12 protein-coding genes are annotated in these 19,293 nt (G+C 73.7%); 7 read left to right on the top strand and 5 right to left on the bottom strand.

Going from position 1 to position 19,293, the window contains the following annotated elements; genetic code table 11:
- Positions 1–8: 8 nt before the first annotated feature.
- The 3 genes from QOL15_RS12855 (at position 9) to QOL15_RS12845 (ending at position 4,749) form a co-directional block, all read left to right on the top strand.
- Positions 9–1,001 carry a MoxR family ATPase gene (locus QOL15_RS12855; protein WP_071247748.1) on the top strand — a complete coding sequence of 331 codons (993 nt, stop codon included), beginning with the start codon at positions 9–11 and terminating at the stop codon, positions 999–1,001.
- Positions 1,001–2,332, top strand: coding sequence for a DUF58 domain-containing protein (locus QOL15_RS12850; protein ID WP_071247752.1), 1,332 nt, complete (start codon positions 1,001–1,003; stop codon positions 2,330–2,332). Before QOL15_RS12855 ends, QOL15_RS12850 begins: the two co-directional genes overlap by 1 nt.
- Positions 2,333–2,511: 179 nt before the next feature.
- Complete coding sequence (locus QOL15_RS12845) at positions 2,512–4,749, top strand: DUF3488 and transglutaminase-like domain-containing protein (protein WP_139197508.1); 2,238 nt, start codon at positions 2,512–2,514, stop codon at positions 4,747–4,749.
- Between the two features lie 574 nt (positions 4,750–5,323).
- Here QOL15_RS12845 and QOL15_RS12840 read toward each other — a convergent pair.
- A complete protein-coding gene (locus tag QOL15_RS12840; protein WP_065965222.1) occupies positions 5,324–5,926 on the bottom strand; it encodes a TetR/AcrR family transcriptional regulator in 603 nt (200 codons plus the stop codon).
- 261 nt (positions 5,927–6,187) lie between these two features.
- Positions 6,188–7,216, bottom strand: a complete 1,029-nt coding sequence (locus QOL15_RS12835) for a trimeric intracellular cation channel family protein (protein ID WP_305404485.1) — start codon at positions 7,214–7,216, stop codon at positions 6,188–6,190.
- Positions 7,217–7,285: 69 nt separating this feature from the next.
- On the opposite strand from QOL15_RS12835, the gene efeU reads away from it, so the two are divergent.
- The 4 genes from efeU (at position 7,286) to QOL15_RS12815 (ending at position 13,404) form a co-directional block, all read left to right on the top strand.
- Positions 7,286–8,878 (top strand): iron uptake transporter permease EfeU, encoded by a 1,593-nt coding sequence (efeU, locus tag QOL15_RS12830; protein WP_071247760.1) that lies wholly within the window; start codon positions 7,286–7,288, stop codon positions 8,876–8,878.
- A complete protein-coding gene (gene efeO, locus QOL15_RS12825; protein ID WP_065961327.1) occupies positions 8,865–10,085 on the top strand; it encodes an iron uptake system protein EfeO in 1,221 nt (406 codons plus the stop codon). The genes efeU and efeO overlap by 14 nt, the downstream gene beginning before the upstream one ends.
- Entirely contained in the window at positions 10,082–11,362 is a 1,281-nt protein-coding gene (locus tag QOL15_RS12820) for a Dyp-type peroxidase (RefSeq protein WP_071247763.1), read from the top strand. Before efeO ends, QOL15_RS12820 begins: the two co-directional genes overlap by 4 nt.
- A gap of 113 nt (positions 11,363–11,475) precedes the next feature.
- A complete protein-coding gene (locus QOL15_RS12815; protein ID WP_253181591.1) occupies positions 11,476–13,404 on the top strand; it encodes an ABC transporter ATP-binding protein in 1,929 nt (642 codons plus the stop codon).
- A 304-nt stretch (positions 13,405–13,708) separates the two neighbouring features.
- Here QOL15_RS12815 and QOL15_RS12810 read toward each other — a convergent pair whose 3' ends face one another.
- The 3 genes from QOL15_RS12810 to QOL15_RS12800 form a co-directional block, all read right to left on the bottom strand.
- Positions 13,709–16,036 (bottom strand): bifunctional UDP-sugar hydrolase/5'-nucleotidase, encoded by a 2,328-nt coding sequence (locus QOL15_RS12810; protein WP_071247766.1) that lies wholly within the window; start codon positions 16,034–16,036, stop codon positions 13,709–13,711.
- Between the two features lie 116 nt (positions 16,037–16,152).
- Positions 16,153–17,967 carry a thiamine pyrophosphate-requiring protein gene (locus QOL15_RS12805; protein WP_071247769.1) on the bottom strand — a complete coding sequence of 605 codons (1,815 nt, stop codon included), beginning with the start codon at positions 17,965–17,967 and terminating at the stop codon, positions 16,153–16,155.
- Between the two features lie 121 nt (positions 17,968–18,088).
- Positions 18,089–19,258 (bottom strand): Gfo/Idh/MocA family protein, encoded by a 1,170-nt coding sequence (locus tag QOL15_RS12800; RefSeq protein ID WP_071247773.1) that lies wholly within the window; start codon positions 19,256–19,258, stop codon positions 18,089–18,091.
- Between the last annotated feature and the right edge of the window lie 35 nt (positions 19,259–19,293).

The following is a 19,293-nucleotide window of genomic DNA, read 5'->3' as shown; positions in this document are numbered from 1 at the left end:
AGGCCCGCGTGCCGGACCCGACCGACCCCGCCTTCCCGATCGAGCACGTCCGCGCAGTGGGCGACGACATCGTCGAGTCGGTCTCCACCGTGGTCGACGGCAAGGTCGAGGCGATCCGCACCGCGCTGACGGTGATGCTCGCCGAGGGGCACCTGCTCGTCGAGGACGTGCCGGGCGTCGGCAAGACCGTCCTGGCCAAGGCGCTCGGCGCATCGGTCGGCGGGACCGTGAACCGCATCCAGTTCACCTCGGACATGCTGCCGTCCGACGTGACGGGCGTGAACGTCTTCGACCAGTCGTCGGGCACCTTCCGGTTCTCGCCGGGGCCCGTGTTCGCGAACGTCGTCATCGGCGACGAGATCAACCGCACGAGCCCGAAGACCCAGTCGGCACTGCTCGAGGCGATGGCCGAGGCGCAGGTCACGGTCGACGGCGTGACGCGACCGCTCGACTCACCGTTCATGATCGTGGCGACGCAGAACCCGATCGACATGGAGGGCACCTACCCGCTGCCCGAGGCGCAGCGCGACCGCTTCATGGCCCGGATCACGATGGGCTACCCGAGTGCCGACGCGGAGCGCCACATGCTCGCGAGCCGCGGGACCCGCGACCCGTTGACCTCGCTCCGGCCGATCGTCGACGTCGCGACCCTGCGTGCCGTCGTGCACGCGGTCCGCGGTGTCCACGTCGCCCCCGACGTCGAGGCGTACATCGTCGCGATCGTCCGGGCCACGCGGACCCATCCCGACCTGCTGCTCGGCGCGAGCCCCCGGGCGACGCTGCACCTCGCCCAGGCCGCCCGCGCGCACGCGGCACTGCTCGGACGGCCGTTCGTCACCCCGGACGACGTCGCTCACCTCGCGCCGGTGATCCTCGCGCACCGGCTCGTGCCGGTCGCCCGCGGCCTCGGCGGGAGCGGCGACGACACCGCCCGCGACATCGTGGTCCGTGTGGTGTCGGAGACCGCCGTGCCGTTCACGGCGGCGCCGGTCCGCTCCTGATGTCCCGCCCCGACGGGCCGTCCGCGGTCGCCCTGCGCTCCGGGGCCGTGCGGTCGTGGGGGACGCGGTACGGCCGCCGCGGGCTGGCGCTGCTGCGTCGGACGCCGTTCCCGCGGCCGACCGCGCGTGGATGGACGGTCCTCGGGTCGGGTGTCGCGCTCGTCGGTGGCGGCCTCGTCTCGAGCACGAGCGTCGCGGTGTCCGCGGGCCTGCTCCTGCTCGTCCTGCTCGTGCTCGGCGTCGTGATGGCGCTCGTCGTGGCAGCACCGCTGCGCGCGACCCGGACGACCGCGCGAGGCATGGTCCAGGTGGGCGAGGTGCACCGCGAGCGGATCACGCTGCGCGGGACCTCGCTGCCGATCGGCCCCCGCTCCACGCTCCTCGTCCGGGAGCAGCTCGACGACGCGTTCGCGAGCGTGTCCGAGGCCGAGGTCCTCGCGCTCGTCGGACCGAACGTGCCCCCGGCCGTGCTCGACGTCGAGGCGCTCGCGGTGCACCGCGGCCGTGCGGTCGTCGGCCCCGTGACGATCCGCGTCGAGGACCCGTTCGGCCTGCTCCGCATCGACCGTCCCGTGGTCGCCGCCGAGGAGGTCGTGGTCGTCCCCGCGTCGACCCCGCTCGGCGCGATCGACACGGGTGCCCTCGCGGGTGCGGTGTCCGCCGACGAGGGGCGCGTCGGTCAGGGCGGCTCCGCCGACGACAGCGAGCTCCGGCCCTACCGGCAGGGTGACCCGATCCGCCGCGTGCACTGGGCACAGAGCGCGCGCCGCGGCGAACTGCACGTGCGGCAGACCAGCCAGGCGCAGCCGCCCGAGGCCGTCATCGCCCTCGACGTGCGGCGGGAGTCGTACCAGAGCCTCGGTCGCGACGACCTCGCTGAGCTCTCCGACCTCGGCGGCGACGCGGCCTTCGAGCACGCGGTCGTGGTGGCGGCGAGCGTCGCGCGGGCGCTGAGCGCACGGACGTCGCGGGTCGTGCTCGTCAGCGACGCCCCGGACGGCCGCTCGCGGCACGCGGGCGACGCGGGTGGCCTCACCGACGTGCTCGTCGGGCTCGCCGACGTGCGGGTGCGGTCCGACGCGCGCGACGTGGCCGAGGTGCTGCCCGACGTCCGCGGGCGGGACGTGCACGGGATGACCGCCGTCGTCACCGGGCGGATCACCGCCGAGCAGGCGGCCGAGCTCGTCTCGCAGACCAGCGGGTCGAGCCGTGGCATCCTCGCGACGATCGTGCCGCCCGAGCCGGCGGTGCGGGGGATCCTCGACCGCGGTGGGTGGCGCACCCTGGTCGTGCCGGTCACCGGTGCCCGTGCACCCGGGAGCCTCCGGTGAGCGGGGAGCGAACCACAGGCGGGGGACGTCCGGGGCGCGGGCCGTCCGTCGCTGACCGGGACGGTGTCGGCGGCCGCGGTCCCGGGACCGGGTCCGGACCCGGCGGCCCTCGTCGCGACCGTGCCGTCGACCGACCCGACGCACCGAGCGCCTGGCTCGTCGCGCTGGCGCCGGTCCCCGTGCTCGTCGCCGCCCTCGCGATGCGTCCGCTCGTGCAGGGGATCGGGTGGTGGCTCTCCGGTGTGGTGTTCGCCGCCGTGCTCGTCGCAGCGCTGCTCACCGTTCGCCGTCGCGCCCCCGGCGTCCGCTTCGTCGTGCTCGTCGCGGTCCTCGTCGCCGGGTCCTGCGCCGCCGCGGTCCTGAACGACGTGCACCCGCTCGGGTGGCTCGACCGGCAGGGGGCACTCGGCGAGGCCATGGCGGCCATCCGGCTCAACCCCGCGCCGCTGCCGCAGACCGACGCGATCCGACTCGTCGTGACGATCGCGATCGGGTGGGTCGCGGGCGTCGCGCTCTTCCTCGCGGCCATCGCACCGACCGTCGCGCTCGCCGCGGTCCCGGCGCTCGTCGTGCTCATCGTTCCCGGCGTGATCACCGGGCAGCCCGCACCGGCGGTCCTCGTGGTCCTGGTCGGGATCGCCTTCCTCGCGTTGCTGTGGCTGTCGGTACGACCGGTGCAGCGAGCGTTCCCCGCTGCGGTGGTCGGCGCCCTCGGCCTGGTGGTCGCGGTCGGCCTCCCCGCCGTGGTGCCGCTCAACGCGGGCTGGTTGTCGGGCGTCACCGGGTCGCTCCAGTCGCCGATCCAACCCGGACGTCCCGGGACGCTGCTCGAACTCGGGCAGGACCTGCGCCAGCCGAACGAGCTCGAGGTGCTGCGCTACCGCTCCGCCGACGGCCGCCCGGAGTACCTCAAGCTCGCCGACCTCGACGAGTTCGGCACGGGCGACTGGGTCCCGACGGTGACCGACGCGAGCACCTCGTCCACGGCCGACCGGCAGCGCTACGCCCTCGGGGTCAACCCGCGGCTGGCGAACCGCGGCGACGTGACGATCCGCATCACCGGACTGTCGAGCAACTACCTGCCCGTGCCCGCCGGTGCCATGTCGCTCACGTCGCAGTCGACGAACCTCGACCTGGCGCAGTGGCGGTGGATGGGGGACTCGAACACCGTCCGGTCGACCGGACCGACGACGCAGCGCGGGTCGACGTACGAGGTCTACGGTGCGTCGACGTCGTCCGGCGAGTACCTCGACACGATCGCCGAGTCCGGCCTGCTCGGTCGCGCCGACGGCCGGGGCTTCGAGACCCCGAGCCGCGCCCAGCTGAAGACCGACCTGGCCCTGCCGAAGGACCTGCCGGAGGACATCCGCTCCGCGGCACAGCGCGTCGCCGGCAGCGGGTCGAACGACTACGAGGAGGCCCGGGCACTCGAGCAGTGGTTCCGCAGCGACCTGTTCACCTACTCGGAGACGGCCCCGGTCGAGCAGGGCTACGACGGCGACAGCATGGACGTGATCGACACGTTCCTCAAGGTCCGCGAGGGCTACTGCGTCCACTTCGCCTCGTCGATGGCGGTCATGGCCCGCACGCTCGGCATCCCGTCGCGCATCGCGGTCGGGTACCGGGCGAGTGGCGACCGCACCGAGGACGGCGAGTACACGGTGTCGAACCGGCAGCTGCACTCGTGGCCCGAGCTCTACATCCGCGGCGCCGGGTGGGTCTCCTTCGAGCCGACCCCCGACTCGGACGCCGCCGCGCAGCCGTCCACCGGTTCCTCGGCCACGCCCGCACCGGCCGACCCGGAGACGCCGTTGCCCGCGCCCGGCCAGACCGCCCCGGCCGAGGCCACCCCGACCCCGACCGCATCGGCATCGCCGGCCCCGGGCGCGACGGCGTCCGGCACCGGTGGCGGAGGGTCCGGTCCAGCAGGACTCGTGCTCGGGCTCGTCCTCGCGCTCCTCGTGCTCGCCGCGCCCGCCGTGGTCCGGGTCACACGGCGACGGCGGCGGCTCGCAGCGATCCGAGCCGGTCGCGCTCCGGCTGCGCACGCGTGGCGCGTGGTCCTCGACGACGTCGCCGACCACGGCTTCGCGCCCGGCTTCGCGCCGCCCGGCGACGCCGCCGCGGCCGCCCGCACCGCACGCGCGGTCCTCGGCCGGTTGGCGCCGAGCATGCCGGTCACGGTGCTGCCGCACCTCCGTGCCGTCGTCGACGCGGTCGACACGGAGCGGTTCGCGCCAGACGGGGCAGCTGCGGTGGACGTCGGTGCGGTGCACCGGGCCGTCCTGGAGGCGCGGATCGCCCTGGACGCGTCGGTCTCCCGTGGGCGCCTGGCCCGGGCACGGCTGCTCCCGCCGAGTCTGCTGCCGTCGTCGGCGTGGTCGCACGAGGGGCGGCGGAGCCGCCGCACCGCGTAGCGGCGGCGCCCGCCCGCCGCTGCCGACGCCGATCGGCGCCGCGCACAACCGGAAGCACGTCGCGCCACGGAATCTCGTGGCGCGAGGTGCTTCCGGTTGTTCGCCGCGTAGCGGCGGCGGCGCTCTGCTGCCGGCGCGCTGCGACCGCGCTGCGCGCCGCCTGCGCGCGCGACTCGCGCACAAGCGGAAGCAGGTCGCGCCACGGAATCTCGTGGTGCGAGGTGCTTTCCGTTGTTCGCCGCGTAGCGGCGGCGCTCCGCTGTCGGCGCGCCGCGCGCCGCCTGCGCGGGCGACGCGCGCACAGGCGAAAGCAGGTCGCGCCACGGAATCTCGTGGTGCGAGGTGCTTTCCGTTGTTCGCCGCGCAGCGGCGGCGGCGCTCCGCTGTCGGCGCGCCGCGCGCCCCCGCGCGCCGCCTGCGCGCGCGACGCGCGCACGGGCGAAAGCAGGTCGCGCCACGGAATCTCGTGGTGCGACGTGCTTTCGGTTGTTCGCCGCGCAGCGGCGGCGTCCCGCCGCGCAGCGGCGGCGCGGCGCCGCGCGCCCCGCGGCGCCAGCCGCCGCCACCGACGTCGTCAGCGCGGCCGGATGACCGCCTCGACCACGGCGGCGATGACGTCGCCCGGGTCGACCCCGGGCAGCGCGGGCTCGTCGAACACGATCCCGACGTTGGCGGCGACGAGCAGGACGGCGAGGTCCTCCCGCGGCATCCCGGCATCGACCTCGGGGTGCGCGTCGAACCACAGGTCCACGAGGCCGAGCACCCCGTCCTGCAGCTCGCGCCGTTGCCGGACGAACTCGGGCGTGAACTCGGGGTGCTGCACGGCGTAGCCCCGGAACTCGGCGAGCAGCGCGAACTGGGCGCGCTGGTCGTGCCGGCCGAACGCGGCGCGGACGACATCGCCGAGGCGTGCCGCCGTGACGTCGACCTGGACGACCTCCTGCAACGACGCGAGCACGCGGTTCGTCTGGCGCTGCATGACCGCCGCCACGAGGTCCTGCTTCGACGCGAAGTTCGAGTAGACCGCGCCCTTGCTGAACCCCGCCCGCGCGGCGACGTCGTCGAGCCGGGCCCCGGCCAGGCCGGACTCAGCGAAGACCTCGGCGGCGGCCACGAGCAGGCGCTCCCGCACCTCGGCGCGCGGGGTCCGCGGGGTGGATGTGGCGTCGTCGCGCATCTGATCCTGGTTCGTGATCGTCGTGGCGGTGCGGGGCAGAGCTGGTCGGGTGCGATCCCCGCGCTCGGTGGTGGCGTGCGCGGTCCGTCGAGGACCGTCGCGCCGCGCGCTGATCCCGCGCGGCACCGACCTGGTCCCCGACCTGACGTCCGTGTGGCGGACCGGCACGTTCGGGTCGTGTCGGTGCGTCAGCGGGCGGCGGTCACCGGGTCGATACCCGGCGGTACCGATGCTACTGCCGGGGTGGCAGCGGAGACAGGTTCAGCTGCCGGAGTGCGTTTCCTGGTCGGTCGGACCGCCCTCGGCGCCACGACCCCGACCGGCTGCGTCGCCCCGACCGGCCGCGTCGCCCCGACCGCCCGCGTCGCCCCGACCGGCCGCGTCGCCCCGACCGGCCGCGTCGCCCCGACCGCCCGCGTCGCCCCGACCGCCCGCGTCGCCCCGACCGCCCGCGTCGCCCCGCGCGCCCGAGTCGCCCTGACCGCCCCAGGACCCACCTCCGTCGACCGTCGCCACCGTCCCGGTACCGTCCCCGCCCCGCTCGCTGTGGACGCTCCCCGCCCCTGCACGCCGACCCGGCCGCCGCAGCAGCCGGATCGCGTCCGGCCGCAGCCGCCGACCCCGTTGCAGCAGCGACCCGAGCGTGGACTTCGGCTGCCAGTCGCGGCCGTTCGGCAGCCCCCAGCCCCGGCGGACCGCGCCGTAGCGCAGCCCCAGGGACAGCACGATCGCGGCGATGATCCCGATCGTGGGGGAGCCGAGGTGCGACGCGACGACCATCACGGCCGACGCGGCGACGGCGACGGTCGCGTACAGCGCGTTCCCGCCGAACACCGCCGGCACACGGCGGAGGAGCATGTCGCGCATCGCTCCGCCGCCGACCGCGGTGATCGTCCCCATGATGATCGCGGCCGGCCACTCGAGCCCGGCGTCGAAGGTGCGCTGCACGCCGACGACCGCCCAGAAGCCGATGACCGCGGCGTCGAGCACGGTGAACAGGCGGTCCCACGTGAGCTCGGAGAAGGACACGAGGAACGCGATGAGCGCGCCGGCGATCGCGACCGGCACGTACAGCGGGTCGACGAGCGCGACCGGGGGACCGTTCTGCAGCAGGGTGTCGCGGAGCATGCCGCCGCCGAGGCCGGAGACGAAGCCGACGACGAGGAACCCGAACAGGTCGAAGTCCATGGTGCGGGCGAGCGATCCACCGAGCAGCGCGGACGCGAACACGCCCGCGAGATCGAGGACGTTCGTCACCGACGCCAGGCCCTCGGGGGTGAGCAGGTTCATGAGAACAATCAAACCCCACGGGCCGCAGGTGGCGGATCGCGGTGCGGTTAGGTTAGCCTCACCTACGCCATGATCGCCACACTCGTCATCGGCCTCCGCGAAGGCCTCGAAGCGACGCTCATCGTCGGCATCATCGCCGCGTTCCTGCGTCGCAACCGCGCGCCGCTCGCCCCGATGTGGGTCGGGGTCGGCCTCGCCGTCGCGCTGAGCATCGCCGTGGGCTTCGGCCTCCAAGCCGTCGAACAGGCGCTGCCCCAGGCCCAGCAGGAGGGCATGGAGACCGTGATCGGCGTCGTCGCCGTGGTCTTCGTCACCGGCATGATCGTGTGGATGCGGACGCACGCCCGCACCCTGTCGCAGGACCTCGAGGCGAGCGCGACCGCCGCCCTCGGCCGCGGCACCGCCTGGGCACTCGCCGGCATGGCGTTCCTGGCCGTCCTCAAGGAGGGCTTCGAGACCTCGGTGTTCCTGCTCGCCACGTTCCAGGCGTCCGCGGACACCGGCACGGCGGCCCTCGGCGCCGTCATCGGCATCGCCGTCGCGGTCCTGGTCGGCTACGGCATCTACACGGGCGGCGTCCGGCTCGACCTCCGCCGGTTCTTCACCGGCACGGGCGTCTTCCTCGTCTTCGTCGCGGGCGGCCTCGTGCTCACCGCGATCCGGCACGCGCACGAGGCCGGGTGGATCGTGATCGGCCAGCAGCGCACGGTCGACCTCGGGTGGCTCGCGCCGAACGGTTCGCTGCGCGGCGCCCTCGTCACGGGCGTGCTCGGCATCCCCGCGGACCCGCGGGTGATCGAGGTGCTCGGCTGGGTCCTCTACGTCGTCCCGGTCCTCGCGATCTCGCTGTGGCCGCGGGCATGGCGCCCCGCGCCCGCTCGCGTCCCGCGGCTCCGAGCGGTCCTCGCCGCCGCCTTCGCCGCGGCCGCCGTCGTGCTCGCGGTCGCCGTCCCGTCCGGGACCGGACCCGACGTGCCGCGCACGGTCGCCGTCACCGGCGACGCCACGTCGGTCACGGCGTCCGTCGACGGTGCGGCGGCGGTCCTCCGCGTGGCCGGGAGCGGCCGGGAGGCGCGGCTCACCCTGCCCGCGTCGGCCCACCGCCGCGTCGCCCGCGCGGGCACCACCGCGGACCAGTGGCAGGTGACCGAGGACGTCCCGTCCGCGGACCGGCCGACCAGCCTGACGCTCGACCAGCTCGTCGGACTGTTCGGGCGGGTCCCGGTCGGCGTCTCGCCGTCGACGAACCCCGGCCCGTTCGCCGCCACCTGGACCGTCCGCGCCAGCACGACCCTCACGACCGTCGCGGGGGGCGTCCTGGACGCGACCCGCTCGGAACGCGACGTGCTCACGCTGCGCGGTGGGGGCCTCCCGGCCGCTCGGACGACCACGCTGGAACGCGACGTGTGGGCCGTCCCCGGCGCCACGGCGGACCGCACGGCCGCGGCCGTCGCCGCCGCACAGACCCGCGCTGCCGAGCTCCGGCTCTGGAACGCCTGGCTGCCGATCGCCCTGCTCGTCGCCGCTGCCGCCCAGGCCGCGCTCGCGGTGCGCGACCGACGCCGCCTCCCCGCCCCCACGACCACCACCCCCGGAACCGACCCGTCGCGCGGACCGCCCGCCGACGTCCCTGCAAGGAGCCTCGACCATGCCGTTCGGTAGGACCGTCCGACCCCTGATCGCCCTCGGTGCCCTCGGCACCGTCACCGCCCTCGCGCTCACCGGCTGCGCCGCGAGCACCCCGGCCGACGACGCCACCGGCGGCACCGGGAAGGTCTCGCGCGTCACCATCACCCTGACGAACGACGGTTCCGACGCCTGCGCCGTGTCGACCACGAAGGTCCCCGCGGGCCCCGTCACGTTCCGGGTCGAGAACCAGAGCTCGACCGCGATCACCGAGGTCGAGCTGCTGCAGGACCAGCGGATCCTCGGCGAGAAGGAGAACCTCGCGCCCGGTCTGGCCCCGGTGACCTTCACCGCGACGCTCACGGGTGGGAAGTACCAGGTGTACTGCCCCGGGGCGACCGAGGAGCTCACCGACTTCACCGTCACCGGCAAGGCCGCCGCGACCGCGGGGAGCAGTGCCGCGGCCCTGCTCGCCGACGGTGCGAAGGGCTACGCGACGTACGTCGACGGCCAGGTCACCGACATGGTGACCGCCGTCCAGCAGCTCCAGGCCGACGTCGACAAGGGCGACCTCGAGGCGGCGAAGCGGGACTACGCGGCTGCCCGGCCCTTCTACGAGCACGTCGAGAGCGACGTCGACGGCTTCGTGAAGAAGGGGCACAGCGCGACGGACAACGCCGGCAACCTCGACTACCTCGTGGACATGCGTGCGTCGAACCTCGACGACGCCGTGGGCTGGAGCGGCTTCCACGCCGTCGAGAAGGACCTGTTCCAGGCCGGTGCGATCACCGCGTCGACGAAGCAGACCGCGGCGGACCTGACCGAGAACGTGCAGCTCCTCGCGAAGCTCGTGCCGACGCTGCAGTACAAGCCCGAGGACCTGGCGAACGGCGCGGCCGGGCTCCTCGAGGAGGTCCAGTCGAACAAGGTCACCGGCGAGGAGGAGGCGTACAGCCACATCGACCTCGTCGACCTCGCCGCGAACGTCGAGGGCGCCCGGCAGGCCTTCGCGTACCTCAAGCCCGGCCTGACGAAGGTCGACCCGGCGCTCACGAAGCAGATCGCGGCGCAGTTCGACGCGACGAACACGATGATGGACGGCTTCCGCGACGGCAACGCCCTCGGCGGCTTCACCACGTGGGACGACGCCGCGAAGGCGAAGGACGCCAACCGCATCTCGCAGCAGGTGCAGGCGCTCCAGGACCCGCTCTCCCGCCTGGCCGAGAAGGTCGCGACCGCGTGACCGCACCGCACGTCTCCCGCCGGGGGCTCTTCGGTGCCGGCCTCGCCGCCGCGGGTGCCGGGGTCGGGGCGGCCGCCGGGATCGCCGGTTCCGCGGCCGCGACCGGGGTGGACCCGTTCCGTGCCGCGGGGAACGCCGACGAGTCGATCGACCTGTCGCAGCAGGTGCCGTTCTACGCGACCGCCGCGCGGCAGCCGCAGGGCGGCATCCGGACGACCCCGCAGCGGCACTGCGTCTTCATGGTGTTCGACCTGACCGCGTCGACCGCGACCGAGCTGCAGGTCCTGCTCGCCCGGTGGTCCGCGGCGATCGCGCAGCTGCAGGCCGGTCGGACGATCGGCAGCGTCGAGCCCGCGCACGGGAACGGCGTCGGCGCGGACACGGGCGAGGCGCTCGACCTCGGGCCCGCGTCGCTCACGGTCACGGTGGGGCTCGGTCCCGGCGTGTTCGACGAGCGCTTCGGCCTCGCGTCCAAGCGGCCGGCGCACCTCGCGGCGATCCCGACCCTGCCGAGCGACGCGCTCGAGGACGGCCTGACCGGCGGCGACCTGTCCCTGCAGGCCTGCGCCGACGACCCGCAGGTGGCGTACCACGCGGTGCGCGACCTGGCGCGCATGGCCCGCGGCACCGCGACCGTGCGGTGGACGGTCATCGGTTTCGGCCGCGCCTCGGCCGGGCCCACGCAGTCGACCCCGCGCAACCTGATGGGCTTCAAGGACGGCACCCGCAACGTCACCACCGACGAGGAGTACGACCGCTTCGTGTGGCTCGACGACGACGCCGGGTGGATGGCGGGCGGGAGCTACCAGGTCGTGCGGAAGATCCGGATGAACCTGGAGACGTGGGACGCCGACGTGGTGAGCGACCAGCAGCGCGTGTTCGGCCGGACCAAGGTCGAGGGGGCGCCGCTGTCCGGCGGGAGCGAGCACACGACGCCGGACTTCCACGCCGCCGCACACGGCGCCGGGTCGGACGGTGGGACCGCGATCGACCCGCGGTCCCACGTCGCGCTCGCTGCGCACGAGAACAACGGCGGCGTGAAGATCCTCCGCCGCGGCTACAACTACACGGACGGACTGAACCAGTACGGCCAGCTCGACGCCGGGCTGCTGTTCGCGGCCTACATGAACGACCCGGAGCACTTCACGCGGCTGCAGCGGAAGCTCGGCGCGTCCGACCGGTTGAACGAGTACGTGTCGCACATCGGCTCCGGGGTGTTCGCCGTCCCGCCGGCACCGCGGAAGGGGTCGTACGTGGGGGAGCAGCTGTTCCGCTGACGCTGGCCGCGGCGGTCCCCGCCCCCGACGTATCCTGACTCCCTGGTCCCCGCCACGGGGGACGACCCGCGCCCCCGGACCACCCGGGTCGGTGGCGGCCGGAAGGGGACACCATGAGCATGGAAGGCGCGGCCTGGAGCTCGCTCTACAAGATCTCCACCGCGAGGGACGGGAAGCACGGCTTCTCGCGGGAGTCCGTCCGGCGCATCATGACGTTCGCGGTGCCGTACCGGGCGAAGCTCGTGGTGTTCATCGCCCTGTCCGTCGTCGGGGCGTTCCTCGCGGTCGCGACGCCCGTGCTCGCCGGTCAGGTGGTCGACGTCATCGCCGCTCGTGGGGCGGTCGGCACGATCGTCTGGCTCGCGGTCGTGATCGCCCTGGTCGCGGTGGCCGACGCCGCCGCATCGCTCCTCACCCGCTGGTACTCGGCGCGGATCGGTGAGGGCGTCATCCTGGACCTCCGCACCGCCGTGTTCGACCACGTGCAGAAGATGCCGATCGCGTTCTTCACCCGAACGCGGACCGGTGCCCTCGTCAGCCGGCTCAACAACGACGTGATCGGCGCGCAGCAGGCGTTCAGCGGCACCCTGTCCGGCGTCGTGACGAACCTCGTGGCGCTGGTCCTCACCCTGGGCGTCATGCTCAGCACGTCGTGGCTCGTGACCGTGCTCGCCGTGGTGATGCTGCCGGTGTTCCTGGTGCCGGCCCGTCGGATGGGCAGCCGGCTCGCCGCGCTCCGACGGGAGGCCGCCGACCACAACTCCGCGATGAGCACGCAGATGACCGAGCGGTTCTCGGCGCCCGGCGCCACCCTGGTGAAGCTGTTCGGCCGTCCGGACGACGAGTCCGCGGAGTTCCGGGTCCGGGCCGCCCGCGTCCGCGACATCGGGGTCCGCACCGCGATGCTGCAGTTCGTCTTCGTCACCGCGCTCATGCTCGTCTCCGCGCTCGCGCTGGCGCTCGTGTACGGGCTCGGCGGGGCCCTCGCGCTCGGTGGGCAGCTGAACACCGGCGACGTGGTCACCCTCGCGCTCCTGCTCACCCGCCTGTACGCGCCGCTGACCAGCCTGGCGAACGCGCGCGTCGAGATCATGAGCGCGGTGGTGAGCTTCGAGCGCGTCTTCGAGGTGCTCGACCTCGAACCGCTCATCCAGGAGCGACCCGACGCCGTCGTGGTGCCGGACGGCCCGGTGTCGGTGGAGTTCGACGACGTCCGGTTCGCCTACCCGTCCGCCGACAAGGTGTCCCTCGCCTCGCTCGAGGAGGTCTCCACACTCGACACCCGGGGCGGCGACGAGGTCCTGCACGGGGTGTCGTTCCGCATCGAGCCGGGGCAGACCGTCGCACTCGTCGGGTCGTCCGGCGCCGGCAAGTCCACGATCGCCCAGCTGCTCGCGCGCCTGTACGACGTCGACAGCGGTGCGGTGCGTCTCGCCGGGACCGACGTCCGCGACGTCACCTTCGCCTCGATGCGGCACACGATGGGCATGGTGACCCAGGACGGACACCTGTTCCACGAGACCATCGGCTCGAACCTCCGGCTCGCCCGGCCCGAGGCGACCGACGACGAGGTGTGGGACGCCGTGCGCCGTGCGCGGCTCGAGACGCTCGTCCGGTCGCTGCCCGATCAGCTCGACACCATGGTCGGGGAGCGGGGCTACCGGCTGTCCGGCGGTGAGCGGCAGCGGATGACGATCGCCCGGCTCCTGCTGGCGCAGCCGCGGGTCGTCATCCTCGACGAGGCCACCGCCGCGCTCGACTCGACGTCCGAGGCCGCGGTGCAGGCGGCCCTGAGCGAGGCGCTCGACGGGCGGACGGCGATGGTGATCGCGCACCGGCTGTCGACGATCCGCAGTGCGGACCAGATCCTCGTGGTCGAGGACGGCTCGATCGTGGAACGGGGCACACACGAGGAACTCCTGGCACGTCGCGGCCGGTACGAGGAGCTGCACCGGACGCAGTTCGCGGTGCAGGCGCCGGACGTGGTCGCTGCGGGCACTGCCGGGGTGCCGGTCGACGCGGGGACGCCGACCACGCACTAGGCGCCGGGACCCGCCGCCGGGTGGGGTGAGTGGGTGCCCTCCGTCGTTTCCCTGGAGACGGAGGGCACCCGCGTCACGGAGTCCGACGAACGGAACCACCGTCCGGCCCTGGGAGGCGACCCGGCGCGACGCGTCGCGGTGCGACACGCCGAGCGTACCCCCGTCGTGGAACCGTCAGCAGTCCCGGTGCGATCCGCGGACGATCGGTGCGACGAGCCCGTCGTCCGACGGCCCCCCACACGGCGGACGGGCCGCCCCACCTGGGTGGGACGGCCCGTCCGCGATCGAGCCGGGAGGCGCGGTGTCAGTCCGCCTCGACGGTCGCCTCGTGCTGCAGGCGGCGACGACGCACCAGGACCACGGCGGTCGCCCCGGTCAGGAGCAGCAGGCCCGCGGCCACGCCGGCCGGCACCAGTTCGGCACCGGTCCACGCGAGGGACCCGGAACCGGTCCGTGGCACGGTGCCGCCGGCGGTGCCGGTGGTCCCGCCGCCGACGGTCCCGCCGGCGGTGCCGCCGCCGACCGTGCCGCCGGTGCCCGGGGCGGTCGTGCCGCCGCCACCCGGCGTGCCCGGGTCGACGACGGCCGCGACGGGGACGGTCACGGCGAGCGTGATCGTCTGGCCGTTCGGCAGGGTGACGACCAGCGGCTGGTCCGTCGTGGCGGTGGGAGCCACCGCTGCCCGGCTGACCGCACGCGCGGCGAGCGGCTGCTCGGTGCCCGGCTGGGCGGTCGCCCCGGGGACGGTGAACGTCAGGGTCGCGCGGCCCTGCTCATCCGTGGTGTCGACCACCGTGGTGTCGATCGGGGCAGACGCGAGTGTCGTTCCTCCGGCGCCCACCGAGACGGTGCCGCCCTGGTCGGCCGCGCTGCTGAAGGTCAGCGACGACAGGTCGATCCGCACCGGGTCGCCAGGGCGCAGTCCACCCTCGGGGACCCCGGAGACCCGGACGCCGACGGCGCGCTGGTCCTGTCGGACCGCGACCTTCGGGTTCGCCGTGAAGTACTCGACCTGTGCCTCGAGGTCGACCTTGCCGCTGTCCTGCTTCACGGCGGCCTCCTTGAACGCGCCGAAGTTGTCCCCGCCGGTCGCGAGGAACGAGTTGACGGTCACCTTGTAGGTCGTCCCGGCGACGATCGGCGTGCCGTTCAGCGTCATCGAGGTGATGCGCGACCCGGCGGCCGCGAGCGGGTCGTACGTGTAGGAGAAGCCCTCGGAGGTGCCGAGCTTGAGGAACGGGCGGCTCGAGGTCGACGGCTGCCACTGCTGCTCGAGCGCACGGCGGATCTGGTCGCCCGTCAGGTCGAGCACGACGAGCGTGTTCGCGAAGGACTGGACCGCGGCGGCCTGCTTGTAGGTGACGGCACCGGCGGTCATGTCCGCGCGCAGGCCACCGGGGTTCATGAACGCGATCTGCGAGCCCTGGCGCTGGGTCTGGGAACGCTGCACCTCGGCGACGAAGTTGCCGAGCGTCGACTCGCCGCCGCGGTTCTCGGAGCCGTTGGTCTGCACGGCGCGCTTCATGTCGCGGTCCACGGAGCCGAGGACCACGGCACCCAGCCGATCGGCCTCCTTCACCGCGGTGTCGACGGTGGCCGCCACGCTCGCGTCCGGGGCGAAGGTCCCCGCGTCGACGAGACGGATGTTCTCGGCCTTGGTCGGTCGGACGCTCCCGTCGGCAGCGACGGTGAGCTGCACGTGGCCGAGGTTGAAGCCGTACGAACCGGTCTGGATCACCGGACGCGTGCTGCCGTCGGCGAGTGTCACCTGGTGCACGTAGGTCTGGTGCGTGTGCGCCGACAGGATCGCCGAGACGTCCGGCGTCACTCCCCGGACGGCGCGGGCGAAGTCCGAACCGCCGGACAGGTCTGCGACGTTCGGCGACTCGGCCCCGTCGTGCACGAGGAGGACCAGGACGTCGGCCTCGTCGTTCGACTCGTCGCCGTCGGTGAGCTGCGCGGCGACCTTGTTCACCTCGGTGGTGATGTCGCCCATGCGCAAGCCTGCGATGCCGGCCGGGCTGACGAGGCCCTGCCCGACGAGGTCGACGGTCGCGCCGATGAACCCGACCCGCTTGCCGCTGATCTCCTGGATCGCGTAGGGGTCGAACGCCGGCTTCCCGGTCGCCGCGTCGAGGATGTTCGCCGAGACGTAGTCCCACTTCGCGTTGCGGGCGCCGTCCGGGCCGATGACCCGGTCGCGCAGGTCGGTCTGACCGCGGTCGAGCTCGTGGTTGCCGATCGCGCTGACGGACAGGGCCATCTGGTTGAGGACGTCGATCGTCGGCTGGTCCTGCTGGATGAAGGACTCGAACGTCGAACCACCGATGTTGTCGCCGGAGCTGACGAACGCCGACCGCGACGGGTCGGCGCCGCGGAACCGGTCCAGTGCGCCGGCGAGGACGGCCGCGCCGGCTGCGTCGCCGTCCCGCGGCGTCGGCTTGCCGGACGTCACCGAGATGGACTGGGCGATCCGACCGTGGAAGTCGTTCACGTTGTAGAGGTCGATCGTCACGTCACCGTCGGCGGCGAGGGCGGCGGACGGGGCTGACAGGGCTACGAGGACACCGGCGGTCGCGAGGGTCGCGGTACCGACCAGGCGCCGACGGCGTGGGGAGGTGTGGGTGTTCATCGGCGACGAACCTACGAAATCCCTCAGCAACACGCCAGGGGGTGCCGCAACACGTCACGCGGAGTTCACACGGCACCGCCCTGGCCCGCGTCCGGGGGCCAGGGCGGGGCGCGGGGTCAGTCGCGACCGAGGGCACCCTTGACGCGCTCGACGGCCTCGGCGGCCATCGCCTTCGCCGAGTCCTTCACCACGCCGAGCTCCTGCGGGTCGCCCTTGAGCAGGCTCTTCGCGGTGTTGATCGCGTACTCGGCGGTGATGTGCGGCGGGAGCGGCGGGACGTTGCGGCTGACGTAGGCGTCGATGAGCGTCACGCCGGGGTTCGCGAACGCACGCTCGACGGCGGCGTCGACCTCGTCGTCGCTCCGGACCGCGATGCCCGTGAAGCCGAGCAGCTCGGCGTACCCGGCGTAGTCCATCGACTCGACGTCCTGCGAGCCGGACCACATCGGGTTGCCGTCCTCGGTCCGCATCTCCCACGACACCTGCCCGAGGTCGTCGTTGTGCACGACGACGATGACGAGCTGCTGGTTCGGCCACTGCGCCATGTACTTCTTGACGGTGATGAGCTCGTTCATGCCGAGCATCTGGAACGCGCCGTCGCCGATCGTGCAGACGGCCGGTGCGTCCGGGAAGGCGAACTTGGCGGTCACGGCGTACGGCATCGCCGCGAGCATCGTCGCCAGGCGGCCGGACATGTCGCCGTGCATGCCGCGGCGGAGCCGGATGTGGTGGCCGTACCAGTCGGCGGTCGTGCCGGCGTCGCACGTCACGGTGACGCCCTCGGGCAGCCGTTCGTTCACGGCGCGGATCACCCGGCGGGGGTTCACTCCGTCGCTGTAGTGCACCTCGGCCTGGCGGTCCATCTCGGCTTCCCACTCGCGCATCTCGCCGGCGAGCTTGTCCTGCCACGCAGTGTCGGGGTCGCCGTGCAGCAGGGGGAGCACCGCCTCGAGCGTCGACCCGACGTCACCCCACAGGTTGAGCTCGGTCGGGTAGCGCAGGCCCATCATCTCCGGCCGGATGTCGACCTGGACGCCGCGCGCCTGACCGCTCTCGGGCAGGTACTCGCCGTACGGGTAGTTCGTCCCGAGGAGCACGATCGTGTCGCACTCCTTGATCTGCGTCAGGCTCGGACGTGAGCCGAGGAGCCCGACCTGCTGCGTGTGGTACGGCACGTCGGACGGCACGACGTCCTTGCCGCGCAGCGCCGTGATGATGCCGGCGCCGGTCTTCTCGGCCGCGGCGAGCACGAGGTCGGTGGCACCCCGGGCACCGGCCCCGACGAGGAAGGTGATGCGCTCGCCGGCGTTGAGGATCTCGGCGAACCGCGCGATCTCGTCCTGCGGCGGGGTGATCCGCGTCGACGGCGCGACGTCGCTCGACCGGGACACCCAGTGCTCGGCGGCGGGTGCCTCGTACGCCATCGCCTGCACGTCGTGGGGGAGGACCACGACGGCCGGCTGCTTGCGGAGCATCGCGGTGCGGAAGGCGGTGTCGACGACGACCCCGACGGCGTCCGGCGTGGCGACCGTCTCGACGTAGCAGGCGACGTCGGCGAACACGCGCTCGAGGTTCGACTCCTGCTGCGTGAACGACCCCATCGACGCCAGGCCCTGCTGCCCGACGATCGCGACGACCGGCTGGTTGTCCATCTGGGCGTCGTACAGGCCGTTGAGCAGGTGGAACGCTCCGGGGCTCGACGTCGCGACGCACACGCCGACCTCGCCGGTGAACTTCGCGTGCGCGGTCGCCATGAGCGCGGCGATCTCCTCGTGGGTCGGCCGGACGTACTCGAGCGCGCGCTCGCTGCCGTCCGCCTTGCCGAGGGCGCCGTCGAACGCGCCGATGCCGTCCCCGGGGTACCCGAACACGCGGGACACACCCCACGCCTTGATGCGGTCGATGACGAAGTCGCTCACGGTCTGGCCCATGCCCCCACCGTGCTCGCCGGTTCCTGTACGCGCTCAGCTCCCCGGTGCCCGCGGGTACCCGCGGAAGGCCCACGGCGCGCCCGCGGGAGGCCCACGTCGCGTCACGCCGGTGTCCCGGGTCCTACCGGATCTGCCGCCAGGCACCCTCGGCGGCGCTGCCGACCACCGCGTCGATGACCTGCGCCGCTCGGGCCCCGTCCGCGAACGTCGGCAGTCCGTCCGGCCAGGCCGAACGGTCGCCCTCGGCGCGGACCGCGGCGTAGGTGTCGGCGACGAACGCCGCGAACGCGTCGAGGTACCCCTGCGGGTGCCCCGCCGGCACGACCGCCAGACGCCGCTGGTCCGGGAAGCCCAGGGCCGGGTCGCGGACGACGATCTGCGCGCCGCGTTCGTTGCCGAACCACGCGGACTCCGGCTGCTCCTGGTCGAACGCGGCCGACCCGAGGGTGCCGTCGACCTCGAACCAGAGCCGGTTCTTCCGCCCGGCGGCGACCTGCGAGACGACGACGTTGCCGATCCGGCCGGTGGCGGTGCGGAAGGTCGCGACCGCGGTGTCCTCGGTCGTCACCTCGGCACGCTGCGAGGCGTCGGCGACCGGGTCCGGGTCGGGGGAGCCGGAGAACGACGGCCCCGAGGCCGCCGGTCGGGTCGGGTAGACGACGTCGGTCGCGGCCGAGACGGACGCGAAGGGCTCGCCCGTGACGAACTCGACCAGGTCGCACCAGTGCGACCCGATGTCCGCGAACGCCCGGGACAGTCCGCCCGCACCGGCGTCGACCCGCCAGCTCGAGGCGTCCTCGTCGAGCATCCAGTCCTGCAGGTAGTGCCCGTGCACCGCGAGCAGCCGACCGAGCTCCCCGGCGGCGACCCGGGCGCGGATCTCCCGGACGATCGGGTGGTACCGGTACACGAACGGCACCGTGGCGACGACCCCGGCCTCGTCGGCGGCGGTGACGAGCTCGGCGGCCTGCGTGGCGTCGATCGCGAGCGGCTTCTCGCACACGACGTTGATGCCCGCACGGATGACCGCGAGCGCCTGCGGGTGGTGCTGGTCGTTGGGCGTGCAGACGTGCACGACGTCGGGACGGTCGGCGATGACGTCGTCGAGCGAGGCGTACCCGCGCGGCACGTCGAGCTGCTCCGCGACCTGGTCGGACCGCGACGGCGTCCGACCGAGGACGCCGGTGACCTCGGCGCCGGCCGCACGCGCGGCGCGGGCGTGGACCCCCGCGATCATCCCGGTGCCGACCACCGCGACGCGGATGCGTCGCCCTCCGTACCCACTGCTCATGGTGCTCCTCCGCGACGGACTCGACCCACCGTACC

The sequence above is a fragment of the Curtobacterium sp. MCBA15_012 genome (genome assembly GCF_001864935.2).
GTDB lineage: Bacteria > Actinomycetota > Actinomycetes > Actinomycetales > Microbacteriaceae > Curtobacterium.
This window is presented reverse-complemented; position numbering and strand designations above follow the sequence as displayed.

What these genes read in the sequence shown, in the direction of transcription:
- QOL15_RS12800 (WP_071247773.1), bottom strand. Translation starts at nt 19,258, where the DNA reads ATGAGCAGTGGGTACGGAGGGCGACGCATCCGCGTCGCGGTGGTCGGC.
- QOL15_RS12815 (WP_253181591.1), top strand. Translation starts at nt 11,476, where the DNA reads ATGAGCATGGAAGGCGCGGCCTGGAGCTCGCTCTACAAGATCTCCACC.
- QOL15_RS12810 (WP_071247766.1), bottom strand. Translation starts at nt 16,036, where the DNA reads ATGAACACCCACACCTCCCCACGCCGTCGGCGCCTGGTCGGTACCGCG.
- QOL15_RS12835 (WP_305404485.1), bottom strand. Translation starts at nt 7,216, where the DNA reads ATGAACCTGCTCACCCCCGAGGGCCTGGCGTCGGTGACGAACGTCCTC.
- efeO (WP_065961327.1), top strand. Translation starts at nt 8,865, where the DNA reads ATGCCGTTCGGTAGGACCGTCCGACCCCTGATCGCCCTCGGTGCCCTC.
- efeU (WP_071247760.1), top strand. Translation starts at nt 7,286, where the DNA reads ATGATCGCCACACTCGTCATCGGCCTCCGCGAAGGCCTCGAAGCGACG.
- QOL15_RS12805 (WP_071247769.1), bottom strand. Translation starts at nt 17,967, where the DNA reads ATGGGCCAGACCGTGAGCGACTTCGTCATCGACCGCATCAAGGCGTGG.
- QOL15_RS12850 (WP_071247752.1), top strand. Translation starts at nt 1,001, where the DNA reads ATGTCCCGCCCCGACGGGCCGTCCGCGGTCGCCCTGCGCTCCGGGGCC.
- QOL15_RS12840 (WP_065965222.1), bottom strand. Translation starts at nt 5,926, where the DNA reads ATGCGCGACGACGCCACATCCACCCCGCGGACCCCGCGCGCCGAGGTG.